This window comes from Pseudomonas sp. URMO17WK12:I9, assembly GCF_900230165.1.
GTDB lineage: Bacteria > Pseudomonadota > Gammaproteobacteria > Pseudomonadales > Pseudomonadaceae > Aquipseudomonas > Aquipseudomonas fulva.
In genome coordinates this window covers 747,104-765,430 of the sequence record NZ_OCMQ01000001.1, presented here as the reverse complement: position 1 = coordinate 765,430, position 18,327 = coordinate 747,104, and the positions used below count along the sequence as shown (strand labels likewise).

The following is an 18,327-nucleotide window of genomic DNA, read 5'->3' as shown; positions in this document are numbered from 1 at the left end:
TGCGTGCGCGTACCTGTGTCTTCTTGCCGTTTGGCGCTTGCTGCGCCAGTGCAAACTGTTACTGTAGCCCGATCAAAGCCCAATGCCTTTGGATCGGATGCCGACTTGATACGTCCCCTCCTTCTTACACTCAGCCTGGCCTTGAGCTTTCCCGCAGTCGCAACCGTGAGCGAAAGCCACGGTTACGCGCAGTTCGGCACGCTCAAGTACCCGGCCTCGTTCACCCATTTCGACTGGGTCAACCCGCAAGCCCCCAAAGGTGGCACGTTGCGGGCGATGGCCTTCGGTACGTTCGACACGCTCAACCCCTATACCTTCAAGGGTACGAGCCCGGTGAGCACGCCCAACTTTCAACAGTATGGGGTCAATGAACTCAACGAGACCCTCATGGTGGGTACCGGCCAGTACGACCCCTCGGGCGATGAGCCGACCTCCAGTTACGGGTTGATTGCCCGCTCGGTCGAATACAGCCAGGACCGCAGCTGGGTAGTGTTCAACCTGCGCCCGCAAGCCCGCTGGCACGATGGCAAGCCCATCACGTCGGCAGACGTGGCCTTCTCCTTCCGCACACTGCTCAAGGAAGGTCATCCGCTTTACCGGACCAACCTGCAGGAAGTGCAGCGGGTGGACATTCTCGGGCCGCTGCGTATTCGCTTCGTGTTCAAGCGAGCCGGCAACCCGTTGTTGATCCTGCGCCTTGGGGAAATGCCCGTCCTGCCCCAGCATTACTGGCGTACGCGCGACTTCAAGGCCACTACCTTCGAACCCCCGCTGGGCAGTGGGCCTTACCGGGTGACCCAGGTACAGCCAGGCCGGCGCCTGGTGTTCGAGCGCGTCAAAAACTACTGGGGCAAAGACCTGGCGGTGAATCGAGGCAAGTACAACTTCGACCGTGTCGAGTACGAGTTCTACCGCGACTCCACCGTTGCCTTCGAAGCCTTCAAGGCAGGTGAGTTCGACATCTACATCGAGCATCAGGCCAAGAACTGGGCCAACGGCTACACGTTCCCCGCCGTGCGACGCGGCGAGGTGATCAAGGCGCAGATCCCCCACCGCATCCCTACCCAGACCCAGGGCCTGTTCATGAACAGCCGTCGCGCCACCTTCAGCGATCCACGGGTGCGCCAAGCACTGGGCTTGATGTTCGATTTCGAGTGGACCAACCGTGCCCTGTTCAGCAGCGCCTACCGGCGCTCGACCAGTTATTACCCCAATAGCGAGTTCGCGGCCGCTGGCCTGCCCCAAGGCAAGGAATGGCTGTTGCTGGCCCCGTTTCGCGACCAGCTCGCGGCCAAGCTGTTCACTGAACCCTACCAGGTCAGCCGTACGGACGGGCGCGGGATTGACCGGCAGACGTTGCGCAAGGCCCTGGCTTTGCTGGCTGAGGCCGGGTGGACACTCAAGGGCCAGCGTCTGGTCGACAGCAAGGGCCAACCGCTGCGCATTGAAGTGCTACTGGTAAACCCCAACCTGGAACGCATCCTGCAGCCGTATGTCGAAAACCTCTCCAGCATCGGTGTAGACGCGCGCTTGCGAACCGTGGACCGCGCTCAGTACAAACAGCGACTGGACCAGTTTGACTTCGACATGATTCTGATGACCCTGAACCAGACCCTGAGCCCGGGCCTCGAGCAGTGGCTGTACTTCCATTCAAGCCAGGCGGCCATCAAGGGCAGCAAGAACTACGCCGGGGTCGACGACCCCGTGGTCGATCACCTGCTAGACACCTTGCTGGCGGCGCGCACTCGCGATGATCAGGTCGCAGCGGCGCGAGCGCTGGACCGCGTGCTCTCATGGCAGCACTACATGATTCCCAACTGGTACCTCGACAATCACCGCCTGGCCTACCGCAATCGGTTCGGCTTCGTCACCACGCCGCCCTACACCCTCGGGCTGAACAGCTGGTGGATCAAGACTTCGGAGAAAGCCCAATGACGCCCACGCATTCCTTGCGCCGGCTGGCTGGCAGCCTGTTGCTGGCCTGCCTGAGCCTTCCCGCGCTGGCAGCGCCGCAGCACGCACTCACGCTGTACGACGAGCCGCCCAAGTACCCGGCGGATTTCAAGCACTTCGACTACGTGAACCCGGACGCCCCCAAGGGCGGCACCTTCCGCCAGTCCAGCTTTGGCGGGTTCGACAGCCTCAACCCCTTCATCAACAAAGGGGTATCTGCCGAAAACATCAGCATCATCTACGACACCTTGATGCGCCAGAGCCTGGACGAGCCTTTCACCGAATACGGCCTGGTCGCTCGACAGATCGAGAAGGCGCCTGACAACAGCTGGGTGCGCTTCTACCTGCGCCCCGAGGCGCGGTTCCACGATGGCCATCCCATGCGTGCCGAAGACGTGGTGTTCACCTTCAATGCGCTGATGAAGGACGGTGCTCCCCTGTACCGCCAATACTATGCGGACGTGGCCGAGGTGGTCGCCGAAGACCCGCTCAAGGTCGTGTTCAAGTTCAAGCACAAGGGCAACCGTGAACTGCCGCTGATCCTCGGCCAGTTGCCCGTGCTGCCCAAGCACTGGTACGCCCAGCGCGACTTCAACCGCGGCAATCTGGAAATCCCACTGGGCAGCGGCCCGTACAAGGTGGCCGAGGTCAAGGCCGGGCGTTCGGTCCGTTATGAGCGGGTCAAGGACTACTGGGCCAAGGACTTGCCCATCAACCGTGGCTTCTACAATTTCGACGCCATGACCTTCGACGCCTACCGCGACACCACGGTCGCGTTGGAGGCACTGAAGGCGGGCGCCTTCGATTATGCGCTGGAAGTCAGCGCCAAGAACTGGGCCACGGCTTACAACGTGCCTGCTGTGCGCGACGGCCGCCTGATCAAGGAGGAGCTGCCCAATGGCAACCCTACTGGCATGCAGGGCTTCATCTTCAACATTCGCCGGCCGGTATTCCAGGATATCCGCGTGCGCAAGGCGCTGAGCCTGCTGCTGGACTATGAATGGACCAACAAGCAGCTGTTCAACGGCGCCTACACACGCACCGGCAGTTACTTCGAGAACTCCGAGATGGCGGCCCGCGGCCTACCCGGCCCTGGCGAACTTCAAATCCTCGAACCGGTGCGCAGCCAGGTGCCAGAACAGGTCTTCACCCAGGCCTTCCATAACCCGGTCAGCGACGGCAGCGGCATGATCCGGGAGCAGCAGCGCCAAGCCTACAAGTTGCTGCAGGAGGCGGGCTGGAAAATCGTCGACGACAAGATGGTCGACACCAACGGCCAGCCGGTCAGCATCGAGTTCCTGCTCGCCCAGACCGAGTTCGAACGCATTTTGCTGCCGTTCAAGCGCAACCTCGCGGACCTGGGTATCGAACTCAACATCCGCCGGGTCGATGTGTCCCAGTACATCACCCGCCTGCGCTCGCGCGATTACGACATGATCGTGGGCGGCTACCCCCAGTCCAACTCTCCTGGCAACGAACAGAGGGAATTCTGGTCCAGCGCGGCCGCCGACAACCCTGGGAGCCGCAATTTCATCGGCCTGCGTGACCCCGCCATCGACCAACTGGTCGATGGCCTGATCAACGCCGAGTCGCGTCAGAGCCTGATCGACCACTGCCGTGCCCTGGACCGGGTATTGCTGTGGGGCTACTACGTGATCCCGAACTGGCACATCAAGACCTGGCGCGTGGCCTATTGGAACCACATCGGTCATCCCAAGGTTTCGCCCAAGTACGACATCGGCATCGACACCTGGTGGATCAAGCCCGGCTCAACGCCCAAGGCAACCCAGGCCACTGCTGGCGAGGCCAACTGACATGCTGGCCTATATCCTGCGGCGACTGCTGCTGATCATCCCTACACTGCTCGGCATCCTGATCATCAACTTCATCATCGTCCAGGCCGCACCTGGCGGGCCGGTGGAACAGATGATCGCCAAGCTCGAAGGCTTCGAAGGCGCCACCAGCCGGATCGCAGGTGGCGGTGCCGAGGTGTCGGTGGCCGGCTCCAACTACCGGGGTGCACAGGGCCTGGACCCTGCGCTGGTGGCGGAGATCGAGCGCATGTACGGCTTCGACAAATCGCCGCCCGAACGCCTGTGGATCATGATCAAGAACTACGCCCAGCTGGATTTTGGCGACAGTTTCTTCCGTGACGCCAAGGTCATCGACCTGATTCTGGAGAAGATGCCCGTATCGATTTCACTGGGGCTGTGGAGCACGCTGATCATGTACCTGATCTCGATCCCCCTGGGGATCGCCAAGGCGGTTCGCCACGGCAGTCACTTCGATGTGTGGACCAGCTCGGCGATCATCGTGGGCTATGCCATCCCGGCGTTCCTGTTCGCCATCTTGCTGATCGTCCTGTTCGCCGGCGGCAGCTACTTCGACTGGTTCCCACTGCGCGGCCTGACCTCCAACAACTTCGATGAGCTGAGCACCACAGGCAAGGTCCTCGATTATTTCTGGCACCTGGTGTTGCCGATCACGGCCTTGGTGATCGGCAACTTCGCCACCATGACGCTGCTGACCAAGAACAGCTTTCTCGACGAGATCAACAAGCAGTACGTGGTCACCGCCAAGGCCAAGGGCCTGAGCCGGTCGCGGGTGCTGTATGGCCACGTGTTCCGTAATGCCATGCTGCTGGTGATCGCCGGCTTTCCTTCGGCCTTCATCGGTATCTTCTTCACAGGCTCGCTGCTGATCGAGGTGATCTTCAGCCTCGACGGGCTGGGCCTGATGAGTTTCGAAGCGGCCATCAACCGCGATTACCCGGTGGTCTTCGGCACCCTGTTCATCTTCACCCTCCTGGGGCTGGTGGTGAAACTGATCGGCGACCTGACCTACACCCTGGTCGATCCACGTATCGACTTTGCCAGCCGGGAGCACTGACATGGCCTTGTCCCCCCTGAACCGTCGTCGCTTCGAGCGTTTCAAGGCCAACCGCCGTGGCTGGTGGTCGCTGTGGCTGTTCCTGATCCTGTTCGGGTTGAGCCTGGGCGCCGAGCTCATCGCCAATGACAAGCCCATTGCCGTGCATTACGACGGCCAGTGGTACTTCCCTGCCTTCAAGCGCTACCCGGAAACCACCTTTGGCGGTGAGTTCCCGCTGGAAGCCAACTACAAAAGCCCCTACGTGCGTGACCTGCTGGCCAAGAAAGACAGCTTCGTGCTGTGGGCGCCCATACCCTTCAGCTACCAGAGCATCAACTACGACCTGCGCGTACCCGCCCCCGCCCCGCCCTCATCCGACAACTGGCTGGGCACCGATGATCAAGGGCGCGACGTGCTGGCACGGGTGATCTACGGGTTTCGCATTTCGGTACTGTTCGCCCTGACCCTGACCGTGCTCAGCTCGATCATCGGCGTGATCGCCGGTGCCTTGCAGGGTTTCTATGGTGGCTGGGTAGACCTGGCCGGGCAACGCTTCCTGGAAATCTGGTCCGGCCTGCCGGTGCTTTACCTGCTGATCATCCTGGCCAGCTTCGTGCAGCCCAATTTCTGGTGGTTGCTGGGCATCATGCTGTTGTTTTCCTGGATGAGCCTGGTGGACGTGGTCCGCGCCGAATTCCTGCGCGGACGCAACCTTGAGTACGTGCGCGCCGCGCGCGCACTGGGCATGCGCAACGGCGCGATCATGTACCGGCATATCCTGCCCAATGCCATGATCTCGACCATGACGTTCATGCCGTTCATTCTCACCGGCGCGATCGGCACGCTGACCGCGTTGGACTTCCTCGGCTTCGGCCTGCCTCCGGGCGCCCCGTCGCTCGGTGAGTTGGTTGCGCAGGGCAAATCCAACCTGCAGGCGCCGTGGCTTGGCATCAGCGCATTTGCCGTGCTGGCCGTGATGCTGAGCCTGCTGGTATTCATCGGCGAGTCCGCCCGCGACGCCTTCGACCCGAGGAAGTGACATGAGCGAAGAAAACCTGATCGAAGTGCGCGACCTGGCCGTCGAATTCGTGAGTGGCGAGCACACCAACCGGGTGGTCGACGGCATCAGCTTCGACATCCGCAAGGGTGAAACGCTGGCGCTCGTCGGAGAAAGCGGTTCGGGCAAGTCGGTGACTGCCCACTCGATCCTGCGCTTGCTGCCCTATCCCCTGGCGCGTCATCCCAGTGGCACCATCCGCTACCAAGGCAAGGACTTGCTGCAGCAGAACGAAAAGAGCATGCAGCGCATTCGCGGCGACCGCATCGCGATGATTTTCCAGGAGCCGATGACCTCGCTCAATCCGCTGCACTGCATCGAAAAGCAGATCAACGAGATCCTGCTCATCCACAAGGGGCTGACCGGCAAGCAGGCCACCGCTCGCACCCTTGAGTTGCTGGAGATGGTGGGTATCCCAGAGCCGCGCAAGCGCCTCAAGGCGCTGCCCCACGAACTCTCGGGCGGCCAACGCCAACGTGTGATGATCGCCATGGCGTTGGCCAACGAGCCAGAACTGCTGATTGCAGATGAACCGACCACCGCGCTGGACGTGACCGTACAGCTCAAGGTGCTCGACCTGCTTAAGGCGCTGCAGGCGCGCCTGGGCATGGCCCTGTTGTTGATCAGCCACGACCTGAATTTGGTACGGCGAATCGCGCACCGGGTGTGCGTGATGCAGCAGGGGCAGATCGTCGAACAAGCCGACTGCGCCACGCTGTTCGATGCCCCACAGCACCCGTATACGCAGATGCTGATCAACGCCGAGCCCAGCGGTTTGCCGGCTCACAACACACCCGGCTCGCCACTGCTGGCGGTGGACGACCTGAAAGTGTGGTTCCCGATCAAGAAAGGCTTGCTGCGCCGCACCGTCGACCACGTGAAAGCCGTGGACGGTATCAATTTCAGCCTGCCTCAGGGGCAGACCTTGGGCATTGTGGGCGAGTCGGGCTCAGGCAAGTCGACTCTGGGCCTGGCGATTCTGCGCTTGATTGGGAGCCAAGGCGGCATCCGCTTCCACGGCAAGGACCTGCAAGGGCTGAACCAGCAAGCCGTGCGTCCGCTGCGCCGGGAAATGCAGGTGGTATTCCAGGACCCGTTCGGCAGCCTCAGCCCCCGCATGAGCGTGGCCGAGATCGTGGGCGAAGGCCTGCGCATCCACCGTATCGGGACTGCCCAGGAACAGGAAGCAGCCATCATCGCAGCACTGCAGGAGGTCGGGCTGGACCCACAGACGCGCCATCGCTACCCCCATGAGTTCTCAGGCGGGCAGCGCCAGCGCATCGCGATCGCCAGGGCCCTGGTGCTCAAGCCGGCGCTGATCCTGCTGGACGAACCCACCTCCGCGCTGGACCGGACGGTGCAGCGCCAGGTGGTTGAGCTGCTGCGCAACCTGCAGCAAAAATACAACCTCACCTACTTGTTCATCAGTCACGACCTGGCGGTGGTCAAGGCCCTGAGCCATCAGCTGATGGTGATCAAGCAAGGTCATGTGGTCGAGCAAGGGGATGCTCAGGCCATCTTTCAGGACCCGCAGCACCCCTACACCCAGCAACTGCTGGAGGCGGCGTTCTTGCAGCCTGAGGGCCGCTGACACCCACGGCGCGTTAGTCATGTCCCGGCCCGACGCGCTCATCCACAGGGCGCGTCGGGTTGGCACGCTGTCAGGCGGCGGCGGGCGTTCTACACAGCGTCTGGCGGCGCCCGGTGACGGGCATCAGTTGCAGGATCGCCCACACTACCTCCATCACCAAGATGCCCCAGATCAGCGCCGAGCCGCCGTGCATCAGCGCATACAGCTGCCAGCTACTGAACAGCACGCGACCGGCCGCATCATAACGACCGAACCGCACATGAGGATGACGTATGCGCAGCCACGCCCACACGCAGACGATCGAGCCCATGAGGTTGGCCATCAACAGGTGCATCGGCTCGAACACCGGCAGTTCACCGTGAAGCCCCAGGGAGGCGTGCATATCACCCAGCCAGCCGTGCAACCAGACAAATGTCCATGGGGTCGCGAAACCAATGGTCATCAGCAAATCGTAATAACCACTGATACGCACCAGCTTGCGGTAGTGGGGCTTGCTCCACATCGTCGAACACCTTGCTCAAGTAAAGAAGGCCCCAGGCTAAAGCCTGGGGTATGCTCCAGGGTCAAGCACCCCAAGAAGGAGATTGCCGTGCGAATTGGTCGACTTGCCGCCTGCTGCGAGGTCAGCCGCGATACCCTGCGGTTCTATGAGGCCAAGGGTTTGATCAAGGCCCAGCGCTCGGCCAACGGTTACCGGGACTATGCCGATGACACCGTACAGCTGGTCGCCTTCATCCGTACGGCGCAGCACCTTGGGTTCAGCCTCAGCGAAATTGGCAGTAACGTGCAGCAGTTGTGGAGCGCAACCGAGCCGGCACAAGCCGTTGAAGCACTGTTGCGCGATAAACTGGCGCTCATCGAGCAGCGCATGGCCGACCTGCAGGCACTGCGTGCATCCCTGCTACACCGCCTGGACCTGGCCTGCCCCCTGCGCCCGAACCTACAGGATGCTAACGCAGGTCCTTGCTGACCCGCTCGACAGCGCCGACCACACGCTTGGCACCTTCCTGGATACTGCTGATCACATGCCCCGCATGGTCAGCGAGCTGCAGGCCGTTGGCTGCCTCGGCACGGCTGCTTTGCACTTCGCCCACGGCCTGGGTCACCAACGCCTGATTTCGTGCCACCACCGCGTCGATTTCCGCCGTGGCTGCGCTGGTGCGACCGGCCAGTTTGCGTACTTCGTCGGCGACCACGGCAAAGCCACGCCCCTGATCACCTGCTCGCGCCGCCTCGATGGCCGCATTGAGCGCCAGCAGATTGGTTTGCGATGCAATGGCGCCAATGGTCTGGACGATGGCGCTGATCACCGTCGATTGCTGGCCGAGCGCGCTGATGGTATCGCCAGCCGACTGCAGTTGACGCGCGACCCCCTGCATGGACTGCCCCACTTCCTGCATGACCACGACCCCTTCACTGGCGCTGCCATCGGTTTGCAGCGACACTTCAAGCGCCACCTGCGCTGCTTGCTTGACTGCCTCTTCACGCTGCACCTGGTCGGTCACCAAGGAAGCGAACTTGACCACCCTCACCAGCTTGCCGCTGGCATCGCTGACCGGGTTATAGCTGGCCTCGAGCCAGACCTCATGCCCGTGGCGGTCCAGGCGCTTGAAACGCCCGGTCACGTAGCGACCTGCGTTGAGCGTGCGCCAAAAATTGCTATAGGCCTCGCCTTTGACCTCATCAGGGCTGCAGAACATGCGGTGATGGTGTCCCACCACTTCGTCCAGGCGGTAACCCAACGCCGTCAGGAAATTGGAGTTGGCGGACACCACCTTGCCCTCAAGGTCGAACTGGATGATGGCGCTGGAGCGCAACAGGGCCTCCAGCAGCGCCTGGCTTTCCTGCGCCGGAGCGGCCAGCCAGTTTCCGAGTGGCTGCCCTACCACCTCTTCGGGCGAAACGCCCAAGGCAGTGGCGAACGCCGAGCTGCATTCGAGGGCGCGACGTTGTGCATCAAGGCGCAGGAATGCACCGCTTTCCAAGACGTCGAGGCGCTGGCGAAGCGCGGCCAGTTCGGTTTCGCGGGCGGCCAAGGTAGCTTTGAGTTGCCGATTGAACATAGGGGTCACCTGAGGGTGGGGTGCGTCAGCACCAGCGTCTTGTCACCGCTTACGTGTGACAGATCAGTCATTACTTGTACAGCCCCACGACACGGTCCAATGGAGTGCCTGGAGTCTGATCGTTACGTCCCTGATGCCGTTTCGACTAGAAGATACGGTGGTCGTTCCTATAGAAGGGCTTAATAAGTGTGATTGGCCGAAGCCAGTAGTCAGCCTGGGATGCCATCATTAAGGCATCGTATTTCTTGTACAGGAAATAATCGGTGTACATGATTGATACGCGGGCCGTCGCTCCACGCCGTAGCCGCACTGCTTATGGGGTTATCAGAAAAACTGAAGACAATCGTCTTTCTTCATCGCTCAGAACGGGCATTAATGGCGTCAGTCCCCTTCATGACCCGGTACGACCCCATGCCTGCACACCTTCATGATGCTGCCACCGCCCTTCGCCAAATCGCAGAACGTGTGAGCCTGCCTGCGCCCTCTCTGGAACCCTCCCAGGCCCTTGCAATGCTTTCGGAGCATTACGGCCTGCGGGGTGACATACAGCCGCTTGGCAGTCAGCAGGATCTGAATGTACTTATGGATACTGGCCAGACCCAGTTCGTGCTCAAGGCGTGTCACGCCAGCTATGCCGAGCCCGAGTTGCATGCCCAGCATGCTGCGCTGGGCGTGCTGCGGGACCGGGGCTTGCCGGTGCCTTCGGTGCTTGCCGCAAAGGATGGCGATACCCTGCTGACACTGCCTATCGATGGGCAGGTGCTGAGGGTCCGGGTTTTGGAGTACTTGCAAGGACAACCCCTGACCCGATGCGGATGGCTTCCCGCCCCCGTGATGAGGGCGATGGGCACGCTCTGCGCGCAGGTCGACAGGGCCCTGGCCGATTTTGACCACGAGGGTCTAGAGCGAACGCTGCAGTGGGACCCCAGGCATGCCCCGGCATTGATTGACCGCCTGCTGTCACAGGTAGACGACCCCAGGCAACGCGAACGGCTGAGCGAGGCAGCACGCGCCGCGGCCTTGCGCCTGTCCCCCTTGATGGAGCAATTGCCCATCCAGGCCGTGCACCTGGACATCACCGATGACAATACCGTCTGGGCTCGCGATGCGCAGCGCGAGTGGCAACTGCAGGGGCTCATCGATTTCGGCGACTTGGTTCGCACCTGGCGCGTTGCCGACCTGTCGGTGACCTGCGCAGCCCTGCTGCATCATGCCGAAGGCGACCCCTTCAGGGTGCTCGCCGCAGTCAGTGCCTATCAGGCGGTCAATCCGCTGACCGAGGCAGAACTACGCGCGTTGTGGCCCTTGGTGCTCAACCGTGCAATTGTGCTGGTGCTCAGTAGTGCTCAACAGCAGGCCATCGACCCTGGTAACCAGTACATCCGCGATAACGCCGCCCACGAATGGCAGATTTTCGAGACTGCGCAGGCGACACCGCTGGCACTGATGGAAGTCGCCATTTTACAGGCAGCTGGCTTGGCGTCTTGTGTACCCAGCTTCGATGATTGCGCACCGCTGCTCCCTACCGTGGCTGGCCGCCCTGTCGCCCGCCTGGACTTGGGTGTACTGAGCGTGCACTGCGACGCCGGCAACTGGGAAGTGTCAGGGTTTGACAAGCGTCTGCTGGCAGCCCAGTCAGCGCCAGCGTGCACGTTGCATGGGCAGTATCGCCTGTCTCAGACGCACATCGATCGCAGCGAAGAACCGGCAACCTGTGCGTTGGGCGTGGAGCTGAAACTGGAACCGGGCACGGTCGTGCAGGCGCCGCAGGACGGCACATGGCGGTCGGTGGGTGAACAGAGCGGATATCTGCGCACCCCCTCATGGAACCTGTGGATCGATGGCTTGGCCCACGCCCCCGTCGACGGCCAACGGTTGCAAAAAGGTGATGCATTGGGCAAAAGCGGCGAGAGGCTTAGCGTTCAGCTGTGCCTGGACAGCAGCCTGGAACCGCCATTCTTCGCGGTGCCCTCCCAGGCGCCAGCATGGCTGGCCCTGTGCCCTTCCCCTACGGGCTTACTGGGTGTGGACTGCAACGCCGACGCCCTGCCAGATCCCCACGCGTTGCTGGCTCGGCGCGAGGCCAGTTTTGCCCGGTCGCAAAAGCACTATTATGCCGACCCACCACAGATCGAGCGTGGCTGGCGCAACTACCTGATCGATCTGCACGGTCGCTCGTACCTGGACATGCTCAACAACGTGGCCGTCCTGGGGCACGGTCATCCGCGCATGGCGGCCGAGTCGGCGCGGCAGTGGTCGCTGCTCAACACCAATTCGCGTTTTCACTACGCCGCCGTCACCGAATTTTCCGAACGCCTGCTGGCCCTGGCGCCCGACGGTTTCGACCGCGTGTTCATGGTCAACAGCGGTACCGAAGCCAATGACCTGGCTATCCGCCTGGCATGGGCCTACAGCGGTGGCCGCGACATGCTCAGCGTGCTGGAGGCCTACCATGGCTGGTCGGTGGCGACGGATGCAATCTCCACGTCCATCGCCGACAACCCGCAGGCCCTGGAAACTCGCCCCGCCTGGGTGCACCCGGTAGAAGCCCCCAACACGTTCCGCGGCCGTTTCCGAGGCGCGGACAGCGCCGCTGACTACCTGCGCGACGTCGATGCTCGCCTGGCCGAACTCGATACGAACGGGCGCCAGCTGGCCGGGATCATCTGCGAGCCTGTGTATGGCAATGCCGGCGGCATCGCTTTACCGCCGGGCTATCTGCAAGCGGCCTATGCCAAGGTGCGTGCACGCGGCGGGGTGTGCATCGCCGACGAAGTGCAGGTGGGCTATGGCCGTCTAGGAGAGCATTTCTGGGGTTTCGAAGAGCAAGGCGTGGTGCCGGATATCATCACCATGGCCAAGGGTATGGGCAATGGCCAGCCGCTGGGGGTAGTGATCACTCGTCGCGACATCGCCGAGGCGCTGGAGGCTGAGGGGTACTTCTTCTCCTCTGCCGGCGGTAGCCCGGTCAGTTGCCGCATTGGCATGGCGGTGCTGGATGTGTTGCAGCAGGAGGGCCTGTGGGACAATGCCCGCGAAACCGGGCGCTATTTCAAGGCCCGGCTTCAAGCGCTGGTCGACAAGCACCCATTGGCAGGCGCGGCGCATGGTTCGGGCTTTTATCTGGGGCTGGAACTGGTGCGCGACCGGGATACGCTGGAACCTGCGACCGAGGAAACCCGGGTGCTGTGTGATCGCCTGCGCGAGCTGGGGATTTTCATGCAGCCGACGGGCGATTACCTGAACATCCTGAAGATCAAACCGCCGATGTGCACCACGCGGGCGAGTGTGGATTATTTTGTCGACTGCATTGATCGGGTGCTTTCGCAGGGGGTGTGAAGTTTCGGTGTTTGAGCAACCTCATGAGACGACTGGGGTCGCTACGCGACCCATCGCGGCCGGTCCGACGCCCCGGCGAGGCCGCTTCCACACGGGCTGTATATAGGGGCGAGAGCAATGCACGACGGGAAGTTCTTAGGCTCTGGTAACAAAACCAGTCATAGCAGACGCAAATACTTAAAATCAAACAATAGCAACCAACAGCACTGAGATTCATCCATCAGCCAAACTGCCATACTGCTGTTGCTGTTGCTGTTGCTGTTGCTGTTGCTGTTGCTGTTGCTGTTGCTGTTGCTGTTGCTCTTGCTCTTGCTCTTGCTCTTGCTCTTGATCTTGCTTTTGATCTTCGCGACTTCAGAAGGCCGAACGCAGGTCTTGCGGAGGGAGGTGACAGGCATGGATGCCTGTCAAGCGCTGGGCCCCAGGATGGGGCCTGCAGCGCGGTCCTCCCGGGAGCAAGACCGGAGTGAGGGAACCCCGAAGCGCAGCGTAGGGGCCGTATGAATGGAGCGCAGCCTTTTTTGGTTACTTTTTGTGGCGTTTGACAAAAAGTAACTCGCCGTAAGGGCGAAAAGGTGATTAAGCGTCCCCATCGCAAATGGACTATGCTCTCTTTCAATACCCACACCAACCCAATCAAACTTCAAACTTCAAACTTCAAAGCGTTGGCGCATATATCGAGTTGGTATTCATTGGCGCGGGTGGCGCACAGTCACCCTTCCGCCCTTACGGCGGCTCACTTTTTGTCTTGTCAAAAAGTAAGCAAAAACCGCCTGCTCCTATCATCCGGCCCCTACGCTACGCTCCGGGGTCCCCTCGCTCCGGGCTTGCTCCCGGGAGGACCGCGCTGCAGGCCCCATCCTGGGGCCCAGCGCTTGACGGGCATCCATGCCCGTCACCTCCCTCCGCAAGCCCTGCGCTCGGCCTCCTGAAGTCGCGATCTGTGTTGCCTGGACTACCGCGCGCTTAGAAGCAAAAGCTAAAGCCAAAGCAACGGCAACGGCAACGGCAACGGCAACGGCAACGGCAACGGCAACGGCAACGGCAACGGCATCTTGGGCTAAAACTCCAGCCCCATTTCAGGACGAATCTTATAGATGAACCCCGAAGACCCGTAAGGCGGTAGCAATCTCCCCGCCCCAGCATTACCCTCGACCCCCACCCCGCTCAGCATCAGGCACCCGCATGGCCTTCACCAGTGACTCCCTTACGATCTTCCTGGCCGTGCTGGAGGCCGGGTCCTTTTCCGCTGCAGCGCGCAAGCTAGGCCGGGTGCCATCCGCAATAAGCATGGCCATCGCGCAACTGGAGGCAGAACTGGACCTGCCGCTGTTCGACCGCACCACCCGCAAAGCCTTGCCCACCAGCGCAGCACTGGCGCTGGAGCCGCAAGCCAGGCAAGTGATCTGCCAGCTGAACCTGCTCGATGCCCAGGCCCTGCAACTGCACCAAGGCTTGGAAAAGCGCCTGACCCTCGCCATGGCACCCGAACTGCAAACCGGGCCCTGGAGCCAACCCCTACACGCCTTGGCGCAGGCCTTTCCCGGCCTGGAAGTGGAGGTGCGCTCGGCCAGCCAGCGCGAGGCCATCCGCTTGCTGCACGACGGCACCGTGCAACTGGCACTGGTCTTCGAACGCCCGGGTATCGATGAGCGAGAGTCGTTTCTCGAAGCCGGCAGTCAGCTACTGGTGGCCGTCGCCTCCCCGCGTCACCCTGCCGGCGTGCAGGGTGCCATGCCCCTGCCCGAAGAAGCCTTCGCCGAACAGCGGCAGATCATCGTCGCCTCCGGCAACCCCACCGGCTCTGACCCGCGCATGGTGCTGTCCCGACGCATCTGGCTGACCGACAGCTACCTGGCCACACTGGACCTGGTGCAATCAGGCCTTGGCTGGGCTTATTTGCCACAGCCCCTGGTAGAGCCGCTCATCGCGTCAGGCGCGCTGGCAGAGGTGCGCATGGACAATATGGCCAGCCGCCTGCGCCTGTGGGTGGACATCATCTGGATCAAATCCAGACCCTTGGGCCTGGGCGCACGGCACTACCTGGACAGCGTCCGCACGCTGTTCGAGAAGGACCCGCCCAGAGCCTGAGCCAGGCCGGTCACTGCACCGGGGCGAGCAACCGGTACCCTACCCCTGCCTCGGTGGCAATGAAGCGCGGCGCCATTGGGTCGTCGCCAAGCTTTTGCCGCAGGTGCCCGACCACGATGCGCAAATAATGCGTGTCACCCACATGGGTTGGCCCCCAGATGTCCTTGAGCAGTTGCTGCTGAGTGATGACGCGCCCCGGATGGCTTGCAAGTTGCGCCAACAGTGCATATTCCTTGCGGGTCAAGGTCACTTCGGCGTCATCCAGGGTCACGCGTCGCAAGGCAAGATCGACGGTCAGCGGCCCAATGCTGAGGCAGGCTGGGGCACCGCCCGTCTGCGGTATCTGCCTGAGCAGCGCGCGAATACGTGCAAGAAACTCCTGAATGCCAAACGGCTTGGTCACATAGTCGTTGGCGCCGCTGTCCAAGGCGTCGACCTTCTGCGCTTCGCTGGCGCGTACCGACAAGACCACCACCGGCACCGTGCTCCACTGGCGCAGTTCGCGCAGCACCTGCTGCCCGTCCATGTCCGGCAGGCCCAGGTCCAGGACCACCAGGTCAGGCTTACCCAAGGCCGCCTGCGCCAGCCCCTGGGTGCCGTTCTCCGCTTCTAGGACTTTATAACCCTGGGAAGCCAGGCTGATGCGCAGGAATTTGCGGATCTGGGGCTCATCATCGATGACCAGCAAAGTGGCGGTCTGGCTCATGGCAGGTCGCTTCCGGTATCCGGTTGGGTAGGCAGCGGCAAGCATAAAGTCATGCAGGTGCCAACGCCATCGATGCCCTCGCCAACCCTGACCTGACCGCCATGTGCCCCGATCATCCCCTGGCAGATCGCCAAGCCCAGGCCGGTGCCCTGACCACCGCGATCACCGCGGGCAGCGGTGTAGAACATGTCGAAGACCTTGTCCCGATCTGCCAGGGCAATGCCAGGGCCTTCATCGCTGACGGCGATGTGCAGTTGCTGGTCGCGCGCCGTCACCTCGACGCGCAGCCGCCCCTGAGCAGGCGAAAACCGCGCGGCATTCTCGAGCACGTTGACCAGGGCCTGCTCGATCAACGCGGCATGCACGAACAGCAGCGGCAAGTTGGCCGGCACCTGAGTTTCCAGGTTCAGGGGTGCCAGCACGGCGCGCAGTCGATGCAACGCGCTGCCCACGATGTCGGCAGGCGCTACCCAGTCCCGTGCCAGCTTGAGACTGCCGTGCCCCAGGCGGGTCATGTCCAGCAGGTTCTGAATATAGCGGTCCAGCCGCTCGGCTTCGTCGCGGGTGCCTTCGAGCAGCTCACGCCGGTCCGACTCGGCAAGGGCCTCGCCCAACGCCAGCAAACTGTCGATGCTGCCGCGCATGGACGTCAGCGGCGTGCGCAAGTCGTGGGATACGGAGGCCAGCAACGCACTGCGCAGTTGTTCGGTCTCACCGTGCAGACGCGCCGCCTCCAACTGCTCGGACAACTGCGCCCGCGCCAGGGCCTGGGCCACAGGCTGCGCCAAGCCACGAAGCAATCGCCGGTCGGGGCCACTGAGTGCCTGGCCTGGGCGCTCAGACACACCCATCAAGGCCAGAGGCTGGCTGTCCACGGTCAAGGGCCACCACCACCAACGCCCTTCGGGCAGGGTGTCGCTGCTGCGCCCGGCCGCCTGGTCGTGCTGCCAGGCCCACTGGGCCGCGGCGCGCTCGTTATCGGTGAAAGCAATGGGACCGCCGCTGGCTATGTGCAGTTGGCCATGCTCGTCGCGCTGCAGGATGCAGACCTGCCAGCCAAGCCGACCATCGAGGTGCTGGTGCGCAACCTCCAGCACCGCCTGACGGTCCGTGGCCCCGGTCAGGCGTCGAGACAGGTCCAACAACTGGATGGTTTGCGCCTGGGTTTCACGTAGGGCCTGCAACTGGCTGCGCTGGCGCGCGGCCAGGTTACCCGTGAGCGCGGCCATCAGCAGGAAGAACACCAGGGTCAGCACGTCCTCTTCGCGCTGGATACTCAGGGAAAAGTTGGGCGGAATGAACAGAAAATCGTACGCCAGGAATGAAAGCAGCGCACAGGCCAGGGCGGGGCCAAGGCTGGTGCGCACCGCCACCAGCAGGACCGCTGCCAGAAACACCAGGGAAATGTTGGGCAATGCCAGCACGCTGGCCACTGCCCAGGCCAGGCCCGCCGCCAGAGCGGTCGCTGCCAGCGCCAGCAAGTAATGTCGCCACACCCACCCATACCGGGCCGTTGGCTTGGGTGCCGAGCGCAGGACGTCGCGATCGAGCACATTGACCTCCAGACCCTGACTGGCCCGCAACAGCCGTGCAGCGACACCAGCGCCGAACAGGCGGCGGCGCCACCGGTCTCGGGACTGTCCGACCAGTACCACGCTGGCACGCCGCTCTCGGGCATGCTCGATCAGTGTACGGGCCACCTCCGCGGCGCGCAGCACGACCACGTCCCCACCCAGGCGCTCGGCCAGTTGCTGGGCGGCCTGTAACCGCTGGCGCCCGCTCTCGTCGCGCAGGCGACCGTTGTCCACGTGGACCAGGCTCCAGGGTAGGTGCCGGCGCTGCGCCACGCGGCTGGCATGACGCACCAAGCGCTCGGCCTGGTCATCGCCATCCACACCGACCAGCAAGCGCCCACGCAGCGCTGGCGCTGCAGCGCCGCCTTGGCGATAGCCCTGGGCCGCATCGGCATCGACCTGGGCGGCAGCGGCCTGCATGGCCAGTTCGCGCAGCGCGCTGAGGTTGCGCTGGGAAAAGAATGCGTCGATGGCCGCGCGCGCTTGCTCAGGCACATACACCTTGCCTTCGCGCAAGCGTTCGAGCAGGTCACGCGGCGGCAAGTCCACCAGCAACAGGTCGAACGCTTCGTGCACCACCCAGTCCGGCACCGTTTCACGCACCAGGACACCGGTGATATCACGCACCTTGTCGTTGAGGCTCTCCAGGTGCTGGACATTGACCGTGGTGTAGACGTCGATGCCGGCGGCCAGCAATTCCTGCACATCCTGCCAGCGCTTGGCGTGGCGGCTGCCCGGTGCGTTGCTGTGGGCCAACTCGTCCACCAGCACCAGGCTGCCCGGGGTACCGAGCACCCCATCCAGGTCCATTTCGTGCAAGGTCACGCCTCGGTAACGGGTGCGTAGCATCGGTTGCTGGCGCAAGCCTGCCAACAGGGCCTCGGTTTCGGCACGGCCATGGGTTTCGACCACGCCTACCAGTACCGGGCGGCCCATGCGCTGCTGGGCATGGGCGTGGGTGAGCATGGCAAAGGTCTTGCCGACACCGGGCGCGGCGCCAAGAAACACCTTCAGCCGGCCTCGCCCTGGCTGGGGGAAAGTCGCCAGCAGCGCATCGGCGCGGTCGGAGTCACTCATGGGGT

The 18,327-nt window shown here is 62.8% G+C and carries 13 protein-coding genes; 8 read left to right on the top strand and 5 right to left on the bottom strand.

From position 1 onward, the window contains the following. Positions 1 to 105: 105 nt before the first annotated feature. The 5 genes from CRP40_RS03350 to CRP40_RS03330 are packed head-to-tail and all read left to right on the top strand — an operon-like array spanning position 106 to position 7,472. Positions 106 to 1,935 carry an extracellular solute-binding protein gene (locus tag CRP40_RS03350; RefSeq protein ID WP_081728234.1) on the top strand — a complete coding sequence of 610 codons (1,830 nt, stop codon included), beginning with the start codon at positions 106 to 108 and terminating at the stop codon, positions 1,933 to 1,935. After that, positions 1,932 to 3,767: an extracellular solute-binding protein gene (locus tag CRP40_RS03345; protein ID WP_027916263.1), complete on the top strand. Its 1,836-nt coding sequence runs from the start codon at positions 1,932 to 1,934 to the stop codon at positions 3,765 to 3,767. Before CRP40_RS03350 ends, CRP40_RS03345 begins: the two co-directional genes overlap by 4 nt. Position 3,768: 1 nt before the next feature. Beyond that, on the top strand, positions 3,769 to 4,842 hold the full coding sequence (locus tag CRP40_RS03340; protein ID WP_027916264.1) for a microcin C ABC transporter permease YejB: 1,074 nt from the start codon (positions 3,769 to 3,771) through the stop codon (positions 4,840 to 4,842). 1 nt (position 4,843) lies between these two features. Continuing rightward, on the top strand, positions 4,844 to 5,863 hold the full coding sequence (locus tag CRP40_RS03335) for an ABC transporter permease (RefSeq protein ID WP_023534824.1): 1,020 nt from the start codon (positions 4,844 to 4,846) through the stop codon (positions 5,861 to 5,863). Position 5,864: 1 nt separating this feature from the next. Then, positions 5,865 to 7,472 carry an ABC transporter ATP-binding protein gene (locus tag CRP40_RS03330; protein ID WP_027916265.1) on the top strand — a complete coding sequence of 536 codons (1,608 nt, stop codon included), beginning with the start codon at positions 5,865 to 5,867 and terminating at the stop codon, positions 7,470 to 7,472. 70 nt (positions 7,473 to 7,542) lie between these two features. On the opposite strand, the gene CRP40_RS03325 is transcribed toward CRP40_RS03330, so the two are convergent. Continuing rightward, positions 7,543 to 7,974 (bottom strand): hypothetical protein, encoded by a 432-nt coding sequence (locus CRP40_RS03325; RefSeq protein ID WP_027916266.1) that lies wholly within the window; start codon positions 7,972 to 7,974, stop codon positions 7,543 to 7,545. An 87-nt stretch (positions 7,975 to 8,061) separates the two neighbouring features. Here CRP40_RS03325 and CRP40_RS03320 point away from each other — a divergent pair, with 87 nt between their 5' ends. Then, positions 8,062 to 8,442: a MerR family DNA-binding protein gene (locus tag CRP40_RS03320; protein WP_027916267.1), complete on the top strand. Its 381-nt coding sequence runs from the start codon at positions 8,062 to 8,064 to the stop codon at positions 8,440 to 8,442. Here CRP40_RS03320 and CRP40_RS03315 read toward each other — a convergent pair. Next, entirely contained in the window at positions 8,423 to 9,535 is a 1,113-nt protein-coding gene (locus CRP40_RS03315) for a PAS domain-containing methyl-accepting chemotaxis protein (protein WP_027916268.1), read from the bottom strand. The genes CRP40_RS03320 and CRP40_RS03315 overlap by 20 nt on opposite strands. A 411-nt stretch (positions 9,536 to 9,946) precedes the next feature. Between CRP40_RS03315 and CRP40_RS03310 the strand changes: the two genes are divergently transcribed. After that, positions 9,947 to 12,874 carry an aminotransferase gene (locus CRP40_RS03310; RefSeq protein ID WP_027916269.1) on the top strand — a complete coding sequence of 976 codons (2,928 nt, stop codon included), beginning with the start codon at positions 9,947 to 9,949 and terminating at the stop codon, positions 12,872 to 12,874. 158 nt (positions 12,875 to 13,032) lie between these two features. Here CRP40_RS03310 and CRP40_RS21885 read toward each other — a convergent pair whose 3' ends face one another. Next, the gene (locus tag CRP40_RS21885) at positions 13,033 to 13,272 is read right to left on the bottom strand and encodes a hypothetical protein (protein ID WP_050587362.1); all 240 of its coding nucleotides are present in this window, start codon (positions 13,270 to 13,272) and stop codon (positions 13,033 to 13,035) included. A 787-nt stretch (positions 13,273 to 14,059) separates the two neighbouring features. Between CRP40_RS21885 and CRP40_RS03295 the strand changes: the two genes are divergently transcribed. Then, positions 14,060 to 14,965 (top strand): LysR family transcriptional regulator, encoded by a 906-nt coding sequence (locus CRP40_RS03295; RefSeq protein WP_027916270.1) that lies wholly within the window; start codon positions 14,060 to 14,062, stop codon positions 14,963 to 14,965. A gap of 10 nt (positions 14,966 to 14,975) precedes the next feature. Here the strand turns inward: CRP40_RS03295 and CRP40_RS03290 are convergent, their stop codons facing one another. Both CRP40_RS03290 and CRP40_RS03285 read right to left on the bottom strand, forming a co-directional pair. Next, positions 14,976 to 15,671: a response regulator gene (locus CRP40_RS03290; protein ID WP_027916271.1), complete on the bottom strand. Its 696-nt coding sequence runs from the start codon at positions 15,669 to 15,671 to the stop codon at positions 14,976 to 14,978. Further along, positions 15,668 to 18,322 carry a sensor histidine kinase KdpD gene (locus CRP40_RS03285; protein WP_027916272.1) on the bottom strand — a complete coding sequence of 885 codons (2,655 nt, stop codon included), beginning with the start codon at positions 18,320 to 18,322 and terminating at the stop codon, positions 15,668 to 15,670. Before CRP40_RS03285 ends, CRP40_RS03290 begins: the two co-directional genes overlap by 4 nt. Positions 18,323 to 18,327 lie beyond the last annotated feature (5 nt).

Bases quoted from the DNA above. Each gene is read 5' to 3' on its own strand.
- CRP40_RS03345 (WP_027916263.1), top strand. From the start codon at position 1,932: ATGACGCCCACGCATTCCTTGCGCCGGCTGGCTGGCAGCCTGTTGCTG.
- CRP40_RS03340 (WP_027916264.1), top strand. From the start codon at position 3,769: ATGCTGGCCTATATCCTGCGGCGACTGCTGCTGATCATCCCTACACTG.
- CRP40_RS03335 (WP_023534824.1), top strand. From the start codon at position 4,844: ATGGCCTTGTCCCCCCTGAACCGTCGTCGCTTCGAGCGTTTCAAGGCC.
- CRP40_RS03330 (WP_027916265.1), top strand. From the start codon at position 5,865: ATGAGCGAAGAAAACCTGATCGAAGTGCGCGACCTGGCCGTCGAATTC.
- CRP40_RS03325 (WP_027916266.1), bottom strand. From the start codon at position 7,974: ATGTGGAGCAAGCCCCACTACCGCAAGCTGGTGCGTATCAGTGGTTAT.
- CRP40_RS03315 (WP_027916268.1), bottom strand. From the start codon at position 9,535: ATGTTCAATCGGCAACTCAAAGCTACCTTGGCCGCCCGCGAAACCGAA.
- CRP40_RS03310 (WP_027916269.1), top strand. From the start codon at position 9,947: ATGCCTGCACACCTTCATGATGCTGCCACCGCCCTTCGCCAAATCGCA.
- CRP40_RS21885 (WP_050587362.1), bottom strand. From the start codon at position 13,272: ATGCCTGTCACCTCCCTCCGCAAGACCTGCGTTCGGCCTTCTGAAGTC.
- CRP40_RS03295 (WP_027916270.1), top strand. From the start codon at position 14,060: ATGGCCTTCACCAGTGACTCCCTTACGATCTTCCTGGCCGTGCTGGAG.
- CRP40_RS03290 (WP_027916271.1), bottom strand. From the start codon at position 15,671: ATGAGCCAGACCGCCACTTTGCTGGTCATCGATGATGAGCCCCAGATC.
- CRP40_RS03285 (WP_027916272.1), bottom strand. From the start codon at position 18,322: ATGAGTGACTCCGACCGCGCCGATGCGCTGCTGGCGACTTTCCCCCAG.